Origin of the sequence: Mycobacterium sp. (assembly GCF_046095365.1) — a bacterium.
Classification (GTDB): Bacteria; Actinomycetota; Actinomycetes; order Mycobacteriales; family Mycobacteriaceae; genus Mycobacterium.
Genome location: NZ_JBJTJF010000109.1, coordinates 1 through 12,964, shown reverse-complemented (window position 1 = coordinate 12,964; position 12,964 = coordinate 1). Strand labels below are relative to the sequence as shown.

Below are 12,964 nucleotides of genomic sequence, written 5' to 3'. Positions count from 1 at the left end.
GGTGGCGGTGGCGCGGGCCCTAGGCTGAGTCGTGATGACCCCGGAAACCGTCGTCTCCCCGCTGGCCTGGCTCGACGACGTCGAGCAGGGGCGCCGGCAGGCCGGCCTGCGCCGCACCCTGCGGTCGCGGCCCGCGGTGGGCTACGAGGTGGACCTGGCGTCCAACGACTACCTGGGCCTGTCCCAGCATCCCGACGTCATCGACGCCGGGGTGCGGGCACTGCGCACCTGGGGCGCCGGGTCGACCGGCTCGCGGCTGGTGACCGGCAACACCGAGATCCACGAGGAATTCGAATGTGCGCTGGCCGATTTCGCCGGCGCTCCGGCCGCACTGCTGTTCTCCTCGGGCTACACCGCCAACCTCGGCGCGCTGGCCAGCCTGTCCGGCCCGGGCTCGCTGGTGGTCTCCGACGCCGCCGCGCACGCCTCCCTGGTCGACGGCTGCCGGTTGTCGCGGGCCCGGGTGGAGATCACGCCGCACCTCGACGTCGACGCCGTCGCCGCCGCACTGGCCGACCGCGACGAGGAGCGCGCCGTGGTGGTCACCGACTCGGTGTTCAGCACCGACGGGGCCCTGGCCCCGCTGCGCGCCCTGCACGACGTCTGCCGCGCCCACCGCGCGCTGCTGCTGGTCGACGAGGCGCACGGACTTGGTGTCCGCGGCGCCGGTGGCCGCGGCCTGCTGCACGAAGCCGGTCTGGCCGGAGAGCCGGACGTGGTGATGACCACCACGCTGTCCAAGGCGCTGGGCAGCCAGGGCGGGGTTGTGCTGGGCTCCCGGCAGGTGCGTGACCACCTGATCGACACCGCACGGCCGTTCATCTTCGACACCGGCCTGGCCCCGGCGTCGGTGGGCGCGGCGCTGGGCGCACTGCGGGTCCTCGCCGACGAGCCGTGGCGCCCCGAGGCGGTGCTGGCCCACGCCGGCAGCCTGGCCCGGGCCTGCGGCGTTGAGGAGGAGCCCGGCTCGGCGGTGGTGTCGGTGATCATCGGTGAGCCGGCCCCGGCCGTCGCGGCGGCCGGCGCCTGCCTGGACGCCGGAGTCCGGGTGGGCTGCTTCCGGCCGCCGACGGTCCCGCCCGGCACCTCGCGGCTACGGCTGACCGCCCGGGCGTCACTGACCGGCGACGAACTCGCCCTGGCCACCCGGGTTCTGACCGAGGTGCTCGCGCACCGGTGAGCGTCGTCGTCGTCACCGGCACCGGCACCGGCGTCGGCAAGACCGTCGCCACCGCCGCACTGGCCGGCTGTGCGCGGAGTCTGGGAATCGACGTCGCGGTGTGCAAGCCGGTGCAGACCGGGAACGACGACGACCTGGCCGAGGTGGGCCGGCTGGCCGGAGCCGATCAGCTGGTCTCGGTGGCCCGCTATCCCGAACCGCTGGCCCCGGCCGCGGCCGCCGAACTGGCCGGGCTGGAACTGCCGGCGCCGGAGCTGGTTCTGGCCGCGATTCGCGATGCGGACCGCCCGGGCCGGCTGACCCTTGTCGAGGGAGCGGGCGGACTGCTGGTGCAACTCGCCGCCGGCGGGGTGACCCTGCGCGATCTGGCCGCCGAGCTCGACGCCCCGGTCCTGGTGGTCTGCCAAGCCGGGCTGGGCACCCTCAACCACACCGCGCTGACGCTGGAAGCTCTTGGAAACAAGGGGCTTTCATGCCTGGGGCTGGTGATCGGCGCGTGGCCGCCCGATCCCGGCCGGGCTGAAACCTACAACCGCGGCGCGCTGGGGGAGCTGGCCGCGGTGCGCGCCGTGCTGCCCGCCGGTGCCGCCGCGCTGTCCACCGAGCGGTTCGCCGAGATGAGCCGGGCGGTGTTCGACCCGGGCTGGGTCGGCGGGCTGGCCTGAGGTGGCGCACTCGATCGAACTGCTGCTCGACAACCGCGGCGACGGCGTCATCCGTGGGCAGTGGCAGGCGCTGGCCGATGCCGGTCTGCCCAGCCAGCTGCGGGTCAGGTCCGACACCAACCGCCCGCACGTCACCCTGATCGCCGCCGGGCGGATCGGCCCGGGCGCCGACGAGGCGCTGCGCGGGCTGGCCGGCCGGTTTCCGCTCGACTGCGCGGTGGGTGCCCCTCTGGTGTTCGGCGGGCCCCGGTACACCCTGGCCAGGCTTGTCGTGCCCTCCGCCGGACTTCTCGCTCTGCACGAGTGCGTCTACCGGCTGGCGCTGCCGCACCTGGCCGGCGAGCCGTTCGCGCACTGCCGTCCGGGTCGCTGGACCCCGCACGTCACCCTGGGCCGCCGCTTCAGCGCCGAGCAGATCGGCTCGGCGATGGCCGTCGTGAACGCAGGTGATGACCCGGCGGGGCCCGACCTGGCGGCCATGGCCGCCGGACTGCGCCGCTGGGACGGCGATGAGCGGGTCGACCATCTGCTGATCGGCTGAGCCGGTGCACTAACCTGTCCAGCGTGACCGCGGCAGCCCTGGATGTCCTCGACCGGGCCCGTGAGCAGGTTCTCCAGCGCGGCGAGGGGCTGTCCGCAGAGCAGGTGCTCGAGGTTCTGCGGCTGCCCGACGACCGGCTCGAGGAACTGCTCGCCCTGGCCCACGACGTCCGGATGCGCTGGTGCGGGCCCGAGGTCGAGGTGGAGGGCATCATCAGCCTCAAGACCGGCGGCTGCCCGGAGGACTGCCACTTCTGTGCGCAGTCCGGGCTGTTCGCCTCCCCGGTCCGCAGCGCCTGGCTGGACGTGCCGAGCCTGGTCGAGGCCGCCAAGCGGACCGCCAAGACCGGCGCCACCGAGTTCTGTATCGTCGCCGCCGTCCGGGGTCCCGACGAACGCCTGCTGGCGCAGGTGGCCGCCGGAATCGAGGCGATCCGCAACGAGGTCGACATCCACGTCGCGTGCTCGCTGGGGATGCTCAGCCAGGAGCAGGTCGACCGGCTGGCCGGGATGGGTGTGCACCGCTACAACCACAACCTGGAGACCGCGCGCTCGTTCTTTCCCAACGTGGTGACCACCCACACCTGGGAGGAGCGCTGGGACACACTGCAGATGGTGCGCGAGGCCGGTATGGAGGTCTGCTGCGGCGGCATCCTGGGCATGGGCGAGACGCTGGAGCAGCGTGCCGAGTTCGCCGCCGAACTGGCCGAACTGGACCCGCACGAGGTGCCGCTGAACTTCCTTAACCCCCGGCCCGGCACACCCTTCGGCGACCTGGAGGTGATGCCGGCCGCCGAGGCGCTCAAAGCGGTCGCCGCGTTCCGGCTCGCCCTGCCGCGCACCATGCTCCGGTTCGCCGGCGGACGCGAGATCACCCTGGGCGACCTCGGCGCCAGGCGGGGCATCCTGGGCGGGATCAACGCCGTCATCGTCGGCAACTACCTGACCACCCTGGGCCGTTCCGCCGAGTCGGACCTGGAGTTGCTCGAGGACCTGCAGATGCCCATCAAGGCTCTCAACGCGACGCTGTGAGCGATCATCCGGCTGCGCCGGTGAGCGCGGGCAACTACAACATCTACACCGGCAGACCGCACGATCAGGCGGTGCCGATGACCGCCCAACTCGGTTTGGAGCCGCCGCGGTTCTGCGCCCAGTGCGGCCGCCGGATGGTGGTGCAGGTTCGTCCCGACGGGTGGTGGGCGAAATGCTCCCGGCACGGCCTGGTGGACTCGTCGGATCTGGACGCTGAGCGATGACGGCTCCGCCACGGCGATCCAAGTGGCTTGCCGTCGTCAGTGTCGTTGTCGCACTTGCGTTGTGCGGCGCCGTCCTGGGTGCGGTGTGGGCCTGGATCGCACCGCCGATCCACACCATCACCGGTCTGACGAAGGCCGGTGAGCGGGTGGACGGTTTCCGCGGCAGGGATGCCGACAACCTTTTCGTGGCCTCGGCCATGATGGTCGGTCTGCTGACCATGCTGGCGATCGTCTCGGCGGTGGCGGTGTGGCAGTGCCGCCCGCACCGGGGTCCGCTGCTGGTCACCGCGCTGTGGGTCGGGCAGCTCGCCGCTGCGGGGGCCGGCACCGGCGTCGGCGCGGCGCTGGTCCACCGGCGCTACGGGACACCCGACCGCGCCGGCGCGCAATTGAGCCCGCAGAACCGGGTGGCCTACTTCACCGAGGCGCCGTCAGTCTTCCCGGGGCACAGCCCTTTCCAGATCGCGGTCACCCTGCTGCTGCCCGCGGCGCTGGCGGCGTTCGTCTACGCCACCCTGGTGATCGCCACGCCCCGCGACGACCTGGGAGCCTGGCCGCCGCAGGATCATCGCGGGTTCAGACCACCGATGCCGAACGACTACTGGGCGCCGAGGGGCTGAGAAACACGACTTCGGTCTGCGGTGCGCGGGTGCCCGGCCTGCCGGGGAGGGTGATGTCCCCTACGGGTGTCACCAGTTTGGCCGAGACGGAAGCCCCCCCGGCGCCAGGAATGACGGACCGGGCGATCGCGAAGCCGCTGTCGCCGAAGAAGACGAAGTCGAACACCGACCCGGCGGACGGAACGGTGCCTGCCCCGGGACCGGTCGTCCCTTCGTGCACCGCGGTGACGAGGATCGCCTCGCTGTGGATGCCGAACATGTCCCACTGGCTTGCCACCTGCGCCTCGAAGGCCCCCAGTCGGTGGCCGGACGCGTCGTAGGCGTCGAACTGCCGGTAGCCCTGGATCTGGACGTCCCTGGGGGGCAGTCCGTTCACGCCGATGGGACGCAGACCGGAAACGGGAACGAGGGTGTGGCCGCTGGGGGCCGACAGTGGCGGTGTGCTCGGTGGCGTCACGGCGTCGAGCAACGCGGGCTCGATGGGGGTGACGTCGGCGCCCAGTGCCTTGACCAGAGTGATCACGGCGCCGGACTCCGTAGGCATCGCGGTGTAGAGGAAGTAGTTCTCGTCTGCGCCGGTGTAGATCACGTTGTACACGGTGCCGACCGGGGGGATCTGGCCGACGCCGGTGCCGACGTTGGGCCCTTCGGCGGAGGTGACCAGAAGGGCCTGGGTGTAGGTGCCGAGAATGTCCGACGTCGTGGTGAAGACGGCGTCGAAACCGCCCACCGGCATTCCCGAGGGGTCGTAGACGCTGAACTGCTGGTTGCCCTGAACGGTTGTGAAGATAGGAAGCAATCCGCTTACGGCGGTGAGGGATTCAGTCGTGGGATCGGTGGGTGCGATGGTGTAGCCGTTGCCGAGTGCCACCGGCCGGTTGTCCACCGTGCGATCGGCGATACCTACGGCTGCGTCGAACTCCAGGGGTATCTCGACGTTCGCCAAGGGGGTGTTGATCGTGAGCGTGGAACTGCCGCCCGCAGCTGCAGGCAGGGCGGAATAGGAGAATCCGAACTTACTGCCGGGCGTGCCGGGGGGACCCAAGGTGAATCGTGAGAGCAGCGAACCGACCGGCGGGACGTCCCCGGGCCCGGTGCCCGCAACCCCGTCGGTGGCGGTGACGAGAAGTTCGGTGTAGTTGAAGCTTCCCGCCTGACTCACCACGGCGTCGAAGGAGCCGACTGTGTTGCCGGTGGTCGCCTCGACGACGTCGAATTCCTGGTCTCCCTGGAAGGCGCTCGGGAGCCCCGGCAGGTAGGTCCATTCGCCGTAGAACGACTTGACGGTTCTGGTGGAGCTGGGAACGAGGTTGTAGCCGTTGAGGACGAGCGGCACGGTCGATCGGGTCGGGCTCGGCGGGCTGCCGAGCACCCCGACCGCCGTCACCACCCCGAACTGGATGGCTGCGAAGGCGCAGAGTTTCAGGAAGTCGGGATTGGAGACGAGCTGCCGAAGCTCCCCGGTTCGGATCCCCGGGGAGACCAGGGTCGGTGGCGGCGGAACCGAGACCGCCGGCTTCGTGCCACGGATCAGCGACGATGCCGCCGCGAGCGGATTCGCGGCCGGGTTCGGCCCGGCCGCAGGTGTGGCAGGGGCGGGCGCCGTAGGCAGCCGGGCCGCTGTCGTGCGCTGGGCAGCAGCCGGAATTCCGCGCTCCGGCAGGTGGCTGGCGTCCCCGGCCGGAGCGGAACGCGCCTCTGCCCGCCGGGCCGCCGTGGTCCGCTGCCGGTGCTTGGCGCCGCGTGCCCGGTCGGTCCGCGGCACCGGGCGCGCCGCGCCCGCCGGCTCTTCGGCAAGCGCCGCACGAGGCCGCAGCGTCTTTCTGGGTCCGGGGTTCGTATCGCTTGAGCTGACCGCGCCGCCCCCGTCCGCGGGGACGGCGTCGGCCGCCGCGATCGCGGGCATCAGGACCGCAGCACCGACTCCGAGCGAGGCCGCCAACGCCCCGACTCGACCGATATTCGCTGAATCGCCCATGAATCGACACCCCACCAGCAGTGATTCCGAACCATGGTGGCATTAGTCTGAGCGGAAATGCAAAATCGGCCTTGAATTTGCTGTGGGGGGACTGCTACAGCGGGCGGAACGGCACCCGTCCGCCGACCATCACCCGGCCTACGATGCCGCCGAGGCGCCACATGCCCGCGTAGGTCACCGGGTTGAACAGCGTCGGCCAGGTGGAGCGCACGATGTGCTCGTCTAGGGGGCGGCCGGCGAAGCGGTCGGTCAGCCAGCGCAGCGTCATCGGCGCAGACATCGGGTGCAGCAGCATGTGCTCGCTGAAAAGGTCGCGGTGGTAGGTGACGTTGGCGCCGCCCTCGGCGTAGAGGTGGGCCAGGTCGTCGATGTCGCCGACGTCGATTATGGAGTCGTGGACGGCCTGCACGATCAGGACCGGGGGAGTCGGGGCGGTGCCGCCGAGGCGGATGGACTCGAAGACCTCCTGCACCTCGGGCAGGGCCAGCACGTGTTCCAGCGGTGGGTGCACCAGCCGGTCCATGTCGATCTTGACCCACCTCGCCAGCGCGTGGACCGTGGTCATCCGCTCAAGTCGCTTGAGCATCGCCAGGCCCTCGTCGGTGGCGTGCTCGTTGATCACCCGGTTCAGCCCGGGGTAGCTCCTGGCCAGCGCGGCGACCACCAGCGCCGGCAGTGCCGCGTACACCGACCCGTTCAGCCGGCGGAAGGCGTTGCTCAGATCTCCCACTGGCGAACCTAGGACGGCCCCAACGATATTGAGCTCGGGTGCGTAGCCGGTATGAACCTCGGCGGCCCAGGCGCTGGCCAGTCCGCCGCCGGAGTAGCCCCACAGTCCGATCTGGCTGTCGGTCGCAAGACCGAACCGCTCGAAGTTCAGCGTGGCGCGCAGCCCGTCGAGCACCCGGTAGCCGGGTTCGTGCGGAGTGCCCCACAGGCCGTCGTTTCCCTCATGGTCGGGAACGGAGACCACCCATCCCTCGGCGACCGCCGAGGCCATCAGCAGGTATTCCAGCTGGGCGAGCGACCCGAGGGCGCGGGAGCGCCGGCGCAACGCGTAGGAGGGGAAGCACCGCGGCGTCACCGCGTCGATGGCGCACTGGTAGGACACCACGTTGCGGGGCTGGCGGTGGGTGTGCCCTGCGGGTACCAGCACGGTGGTCACGGCGGCTTCCGGCCGGCCGTGCCGGTCGGAGGTCCGGTAGAGCAACTGGGTGGCACGCACGCGTTGGGGGATCAGCCCCATGAAGCCCAGTTCGACGTCCCGCGAGCGCAGCACCGTACCGGCTGCGGCGTGCTGGAAGCCCGCCGGCGGCCGGTAGAAGGGATCCTTGGACGGCAGTACGGGCCGTGACCCGCGTCGCACGTCGTCATGCGGGGCCCGGCCGATCCACTCGGGACTGACCGCCCCGTCCGCGCTCGTCATTGCGTTAGTTCTACCTTAAGAGGGGTCTAAGAAGCCAGTCGGCTTGCCGGTGGGCTCAGTGCGGTGCACTCGGTGGGCTCAGTGCGGCGAACTCGTCGGTGACCCGCAGCCGGGAGTCCGTGAACCGGAAGAGCGCGGCCGGCCGGCCGCCGCTGCGGCCCGGATTGGCGGTCGTGCCGGTTCGGGTGATCACCCCGCGGCGGGTCAGCACCCGTTGCAGGTTGGTGGTGTCGACCTGGTAGCCGAGTGCGGCGCCGTAGATGTCCCGCAGGGTGGACAGCGCGAACTGCCTTGGCGCCAGGGCGAATCCGATATTGGTGTAGGACAGCTTGGCCACCAGGCGGGACTGCGCGTAGGCCACCATCGGGCCGTGGTCGAAGGCCATCGGAGGCAGGTCGCGAACCGGGTGCCAACGGGTGTCCGGCGGCAGCGCCGGGGTCGCGGGGGAGGGCACCAGCCCGAGGAACGTCGAGGCGATCACCCGGGCGCCGGGCACCCGGTCGGGTTCGGAGAACACCGCCAGCTGCTCGAGGTGGGCCACCTCGCGCAAGTCCACCTTCTCGGCGAGCTGACGTCGCACCGAGCTGCTCAGATCCTCGTCGTCGCGGACCCGGCCGCCGGGCAGTGACCATTTGCCGCGTTCGGGCTCCAGGGCCCGCTGCCATAACAGCACGTTGAGTTCGGGTTTGCCGTCGGAAAGATCGCGCACCTGGAATACGACAGCCAGCACCTCGTGTTCAGTGCTAGTATGAACCATGTTTTCGATTATAAGTCGAAAACCTCGCACAGACAGGAGTCCGCGATGACCGTCGTGGAGTCGGTGGTCGGGCTGGCAGAGCGAATCACCGACGGCCCCGGTGGCTACACCGGTGTCGAGGGCGACGCGCAGTGGGCTGCCGAGGTCCGCCGTCTGGCCGCGCTGCGCAACGCGACCATCCTGGCGCACAACTACCAGTTGCCGGCCATCCAGGACGTCGCCGACCACGTCGGTGACTCGCTGGCGCTCTCGCGCATCGCCGCCGAGGCGCCCGAGGACACCATCGTGTTCTGCGGCGTGCACTTCATGGCCGAGACCGCCAAGATCCTCTCACCGGCCAAGACGGTGCTGATCCCCGATCGGCGGGCCGGCTGCTCGCTCGCCGACTCGATCACCGCCGACGAACTCGCCGCCTGGCGCGAGGAGCATCCGGGCGCCGTGGTGGTGTCCTACGTCAACACCACCGCCGCGGTGAAGGCGCTGACCGACATCTGCTGCACCTCGTCCAACGCCGTCGAGGTCGTCGAGTCCATCCCGGCAGACCGCGAGGTGCTGTTCTGTCCGGACCAGTTCCTCGGCGCCCACGTTCGGCGGATCACCGGCCGGGAGAACATGCACATCTGGGCCGGCGAATGCCACGTCCACGCCGGGATCAACGGTGACGAGCTGGCAGCCCAGGCGCGCAGCCACCCCGACGCCGAGTTGTACGTGCATCCCGAATGCGGTTGCGCCACATCGGCGCTGTATCTGGCCGGCGAGGGAGCCTTCCCGGCCGACCGGGTCAAGATCCTGTCCACCGGCGGCATGCTCGATGCCGCGAAGACCTCGCACGCCAGGCAGGTGCTGGTGGCCACCGAGGTGGGCATGCTGCATCAGTTGCGCAGGGCCGCACCGGGTATCGACTTCCGGGCCGTCAACGACCGGGCGTCCTGCCGGTACATGAAGATGATCACCCCGGCGGCGTTGCTGCGCAGCCTGATCGAGGGTGCCGACGAGGTCGACGTCGACCCGGACACCGCCGCCCGTGCACGCGCCAGCGTGCAGCGGATGATCGAGATCGGCCAGCCGGGCGGTGGGGAATGAGGACGCCGGGGACGCCGGGGTGCGGCGGTTCCGGCGGCGCGGACTGGCAGCAGCGGGCCGACGTCGTCGTGGTCGGGACCGGGGTGGCCGGTCTGGCGGCCGGCCTGGCCTCGCACCGCGCGGGTGCCCGTACCGTCATCCTGAGTAAGGCGCCGGACACCGCCACCTTCTACGCGCAGGGCGGGATAGCGGTGGTACTGCCGTTCACCGACGACACCGTCGAGTCGCACGTGGCCGACACCCTGGCCGCCGGGGCGGGATTGTGCGACCCAGACGCGGTGCGGTCGATCGTGGCAGACGGCTACCAGGCCGTCGCCGACCTGATCGCGGCCGGTGCGCGTTTCGACGAGAGCGCCCCGGGCCAGTGGGCGCTGACCCGCGAGGGCGGGCACTCCCGGCGGCGGATCATGCACGCCGGGGGCGATGCGACGGGCGCGGAGGTGCAGCGGGCCCTCGACCACGCCGCGGCGACGCTGGACATCCGCCGCAACCACATCGCCTTGCAGGTGCTGCACGACGGTACGGCGGTCACCGGGGTGCTGGTGCGCAACGCCGACGGGCTGGGTGTGATCCACACTTCGTCGGTGATCCTGGCCACCGGGGGTCTCGGGCATCTCTACTGCGCCACCACCAACCCGGAGGGATCCACCGGTGACGGTGTGGCGCTGGCGTTGTGGGCCGGAGTCGGGGTGACCGACATCGAGTTCATCCAGTTCCACCCGACGATGCTCTTCGACCCGCTGGGCAGCGGCCGCCGTCCTTTGATCACCGAGGCGCTGCGCGGGGAGGGCGCCGTGCTGCGCGACGCGCGGGGCGACTCCGTCACCGCCGGCGTGCACCCGATGGGCGATCTGGCCCCGCGCGACGTGGTGGCCGCGGCCATCGACGCCCGGCTGCGGGAGACCGGGGACCCCTGTGTCTACCTCGACGCCCGGTCCATCGAACGGCTCGAGCAGCGCTTCCCGACTGTCACCGCGGCCTGCCGCGCCGCCGGCATCGACCCGACCCGCCGGCCCATCCCGGTGGTGCCCGGCGCCCATTACAGTTGCGGCGGGGTGGCCACCGACGTCTACGGCCGAACCTCGCTGCCGGGTCTGCTCGCCGCCGGGGAGGTGGCCCGCACCGGTATGCACGGCGCCAACCGACTGGCTTCCAACAGTCTGCTCGAGGGACTGGTGGTGGGTGGCAGGGCCGGGCGTCTGGCCGCCGAGCATGCCCGCGCTGCCGGATCGCCGAGGACGAAAGCCGATGCCGCCCGGCATGACTCGCTCGCCCGGCCCGCGCTGCAGCAGGCTATGAGCCGCTGGGCCTCGGTCGTGCGCGACGGAGAAGGACTGCGCGAACTCGCCGCCGTTCTCCACGATGCCCCGCTGCGGGAGATCCGGTCCCGGTCCGACTTCGAGGACGTCGCCCTGACGGCGACCGCGCGAGTGGTGGCGGCAGCGGCGCTGGCCCGCACCGAAAGCCGGGGCTGCCACCACCGCAGCGACTACCCCGACACCGACCCCGCCCAGGCGGTCAGCCGGACCGTCTACGACACCGCCGTCGCGCCTCTGTCGTGAGCCCCGAGGAGAGGGCCCAGGCGCTGGACGTGATCCGGCGGGGGCTGGAAGAGGACCTGCGATACGGACCCGACGTGACGACGCTGGCGACCGTGCCCGCCGACGCACGCACCGAGGCGGCCGTGGTGGCCCGGGAGGCCGGGGTCGCCGCCGGCGTTGACGTCGCGCTGATGGTGCTCGACGAGGTGCTCGGACCCGACGCGTACCGGGTTTGCGAGCGGGTGCCCGACGGCACCAGGGTGCAGCCCGGCCAGGCATTGCTGCGGGTGGAAGCGCCCACCCGCGGACTGCTCACCGCCGAACGGACCCTGCTCAACCTGGTCTGCCACCTGTCCGGCATCGCCACGGCCACCGCCGCCTGGGTCGCGGCGGTCGAGGGCACCGGGGCGCGGATTCGCGACACCCGCAAGACCCTGCCCGGCCTTCGGGTGCTGCAGAAGTACGCGGTGCGGGTCGGCGGCGGGGTGAACCACCGGATGGGGCTGGGCGACGCCGCCCTGATCAAGGACAACCACGTCGCCGCCGCCGGGTCGGTGCTGGCTGCGCTGCGGGCAGTGCGTGCCGCTGCGCCTGATCTGCCGTGCGAGGTGGAGGTGGACACCCTCGAGCAACTCGACGAGGTGCTCGGCGAGGACGTGCAGCTGATCCTGCTGGACAACTTCCCGGTCTGGCAGACCCAGATCGCCGTCCAGCGGCGGGATGCCGTGGCGCCGGGGGTTCTGCTGGAGTCCTCCGGGGGGCTGTCGCTGGACACCGCCGCGGAGTACGCCGGCACCGGGGTGGACTATCTGGCAGTCGGGGCGCTCACCCATTCGGTGCGGGTGCTCGACATCGGTTTGGACATGTGAACCCGCCCGGACTCTCCTAACCACCAGTACTTGTGCCCACCTATGAGCGACAGGCGGCGGGCAGCGCTACACCGTCGCTCGTGGGTGGGCGAAAAGCGTTCCGGCCGGTCGTCAGCCCACGTCGGCGACGAACACCCCGACCCCGCGCCGGGCGGCCAGGCGCGCCATGAACGGCAGCGCCGGATCATCGGTGCCGGCCTCGACGATCCGCGGGTTGACCAGATGGACGAAACGCCCGCGCAACAGCACGTCGGCTTCCCCGGCGGCCAGCACGTTCTTGACCCAGTTGGTCTTTCCGTGCGCCAGCATGATCGCCACCCTGTCGCCCCTGCGGTAGGCCGAAACCGCGGTTTCCAACTGCCGGCCGGACTTGCGGCCGCGGTGCCTGATCACCGTTATGCCCGGCACGAACCGGGCGATCGGAACCGCGAACGGGTTGATGTACTTGATCTGGAAGTTCTCGAACCACGGCGGAAACCGCATCGGCACGCCCGGGGCGTTGTTCGGATGATCCTGGGCGCGCATCACAACAGCACCTGGCCGCCGTCGACCATCAGGTCGTGGCCGGTGACGTAGGAGGCGTGATCGCTGGCCAGCCACAGCACCGCATCGGCCACCTCGACCGGGTCGGCGACCCGGCCCAGCGGGATGGTTCCGTTCACCCGGGCCGCACGGTCGTCGTCGCTCTCCCCGGCCCGCAGCGACATCGTCGTCGCCGTCACCCCGGGGCTCACGCTGTTGACCCGGATGCCGTGGCGAGCCACCTCGATCGCCGCGGTCTGGGTCAGCACGTGCACCCCGGCCTTGCTGGCGACATAGGCGCCCAGGTTCGCCCGATTGCTGGCCACCCCGAGGCTGGAGGCGGTGTTGACGATCGCCCCCGGGCCCTCCTGGGCGATCATCTGAAACAGGGTGTGCTTCATGCACAGCAGGGTGGCCGTGAGGTTTGCCGCGATGGTGGTGTTCCAGTCCTCCAGGGAGGTCTCGACGATCGGGGCCGGCGGCCGGAACACCCCGGCCAGATTCGCCATCGCGTCGATACGCCCGGA

Annotated in this window: 14 protein-coding genes; 9 read left to right on the top strand and 5 right to left on the bottom strand. The window is 71.1% G+C overall.

Annotated features, from left to right (window positions below; all coding sequences use genetic code 11):
- Positions 1-34: 34 nt before the first annotated feature.
- From bioF to ACKOQ4_RS09055, 6 genes are read left to right on the top strand one after another with little or no spacing between them, the layout of a single operon-like run.
- The gene (gene bioF / locus ACKOQ4_RS09080; RefSeq protein ID WP_526291026.1) at positions 35-1,180 is read left to right on the top strand and encodes an 8-amino-7-oxononanoate synthase; all 1,146 of its coding nucleotides are present in this window, start codon (positions 35-37) and stop codon (positions 1,178-1,180) included.
- Positions 1,177-1,845, top strand: coding sequence for a dethiobiotin synthase (bioD, locus tag ACKOQ4_RS09075; protein WP_526290996.1), 669 nt, complete (start codon positions 1,177-1,179; stop codon positions 1,843-1,845). The genes bioF and bioD overlap by 4 nt, the downstream gene beginning before the upstream one ends.
- A gap of 1 nt (position 1,846) precedes the next feature.
- The gene (locus ACKOQ4_RS09070) at positions 1,847-2,386 is read left to right on the top strand and encodes a 2'-5' RNA ligase family protein (RefSeq protein WP_526290994.1); all 540 of its coding nucleotides are present in this window, start codon (positions 1,847-1,849) and stop codon (positions 2,384-2,386) included.
- Between the two features lie 23 nt (positions 2,387-2,409).
- Positions 2,410-3,417: a biotin synthase BioB gene (gene bioB / locus ACKOQ4_RS09065; protein ID WP_526290992.1), complete on the top strand. Its 1,008-nt coding sequence runs from the start codon at positions 2,410-2,412 to the stop codon at positions 3,415-3,417.
- Positions 3,414-3,641 carry a biotin synthase auxiliary protein BsaP gene (bsaP, locus tag ACKOQ4_RS09060; protein ID WP_526290990.1) on the top strand — a complete coding sequence of 76 codons (228 nt, stop codon included), beginning with the start codon at positions 3,414-3,416 and terminating at the stop codon, positions 3,639-3,641. Before bioB ends, bsaP begins: the two co-directional genes overlap by 4 nt.
- Positions 3,638-4,261: a DUF2567 domain-containing protein gene (locus ACKOQ4_RS09055; RefSeq protein ID WP_526290988.1), complete on the top strand. Its 624-nt coding sequence runs from the start codon at positions 3,638-3,640 to the stop codon at positions 4,259-4,261. The genes bsaP and ACKOQ4_RS09055 overlap by 4 nt, the downstream gene beginning before the upstream one ends.
- On the opposite strand, the gene ACKOQ4_RS09050 is transcribed toward ACKOQ4_RS09055, so the two are convergent.
- The 3 genes from ACKOQ4_RS09050 to ACKOQ4_RS09040 form a co-directional block, all read right to left on the bottom strand.
- Positions 4,218-6,026: a hypothetical protein gene (locus ACKOQ4_RS09050; RefSeq protein WP_526290986.1), complete on the bottom strand. Its 1,809-nt coding sequence runs from the start codon at positions 6,024-6,026 to the stop codon at positions 4,218-4,220. The two genes, ACKOQ4_RS09055 and ACKOQ4_RS09050, sit on opposite strands and share 44 nt — an antisense overlap.
- A 307-nt stretch (positions 6,027-6,333) precedes the next feature.
- A complete protein-coding gene (locus ACKOQ4_RS09045; protein ID WP_526290984.1) occupies positions 6,334-7,665 on the bottom strand; it encodes a lipase family protein in 1,332 nt (443 codons plus the stop codon).
- Positions 7,666-7,720: 55 nt separating this feature from the next.
- On the bottom strand, positions 7,721-8,422 hold the full coding sequence (locus ACKOQ4_RS09040) for an NUDIX domain-containing protein (protein ID WP_526290982.1): 702 nt from the start codon (positions 8,420-8,422) through the stop codon (positions 7,721-7,723).
- Between the two features lie 45 nt (positions 8,423-8,467).
- On the opposite strand from ACKOQ4_RS09040, the gene nadA reads away from it, so the two are divergent.
- Genes nadA through nadC form a run of 3 tightly spaced genes read left to right on the top strand, consistent with a single transcriptional unit; the run spans position 8,468 to position 11,915 of the window.
- Complete coding sequence (gene nadA / locus ACKOQ4_RS09035) at positions 8,468-9,505, top strand: quinolinate synthase NadA (RefSeq protein WP_526290980.1); 1,038 nt, start codon at positions 8,468-8,470, stop codon at positions 9,503-9,505.
- Entirely contained in the window at positions 9,502-11,067 is a 1,566-nt protein-coding gene (locus ACKOQ4_RS09030) for an L-aspartate oxidase (protein ID WP_526290978.1), read from the top strand. The genes nadA and ACKOQ4_RS09030 overlap by 4 nt, the downstream gene beginning before the upstream one ends.
- A complete protein-coding gene (nadC, locus tag ACKOQ4_RS09025; RefSeq protein ID WP_526290976.1) occupies positions 11,064-11,915 on the top strand; it encodes a carboxylating nicotinate-nucleotide diphosphorylase in 852 nt (283 codons plus the stop codon). Before ACKOQ4_RS09030 ends, nadC begins: the two co-directional genes overlap by 4 nt.
- 111 nt (positions 11,916-12,026) lie before the next feature.
- On the opposite strand, the gene ACKOQ4_RS09020 is transcribed toward nadC, so the two are convergent.
- Entirely contained in the window at positions 12,027-12,440 is a 414-nt protein-coding gene (locus ACKOQ4_RS09020; protein ID WP_526290974.1) for a nitroreductase family deazaflavin-dependent oxidoreductase, read from the bottom strand.
- Positions 12,440-12,964: SDR family NAD(P)-dependent oxidoreductase (locus tag ACKOQ4_RS09015; RefSeq protein ID WP_526290972.1), on the bottom strand; the 525-nt coding region annotated here is incomplete at its 5' end. The genes ACKOQ4_RS09020 and ACKOQ4_RS09015, both read right to left, overlap by 1 nt.

Coding starts and splice junctions, on each gene's coding strand:
- bioF (WP_526291026.1), top strand. CDS start 35: ATGACCCCGGAAACCGTCGTCTCCCCGCTGGCCTGGCTCGACGACGTC.
- ACKOQ4_RS09055 (WP_526290988.1), top strand. CDS start 3,638: ATGACGGCTCCGCCACGGCGATCCAAGTGGCTTGCCGTCGTCAGTGTC.
- ACKOQ4_RS09045 (WP_526290984.1), bottom strand. CDS start 7,665: ATGACGAGCGCGGACGGGGCGGTCAGTCCCGAGTGGATCGGCCGGGCC.
- ACKOQ4_RS09040 (WP_526290982.1), bottom strand. CDS start 8,422: ATGGTTCATACTAGCACTGAACACGAGGTGCTGGCTGTCGTATTCCAG.
- nadA (WP_526290980.1), top strand. CDS start 8,468: ATGACCGTCGTGGAGTCGGTGGTCGGGCTGGCAGAGCGAATCACCGAC.
- ACKOQ4_RS09030 (WP_526290978.1), top strand. CDS start 9,502: ATGAGGACGCCGGGGACGCCGGGGTGCGGCGGTTCCGGCGGCGCGGAC.
- ACKOQ4_RS09020 (WP_526290974.1), bottom strand. CDS start 12,440: ATGCGCGCCCAGGATCATCCGAACAACGCCCCGGGCGTGCCGATGCGG.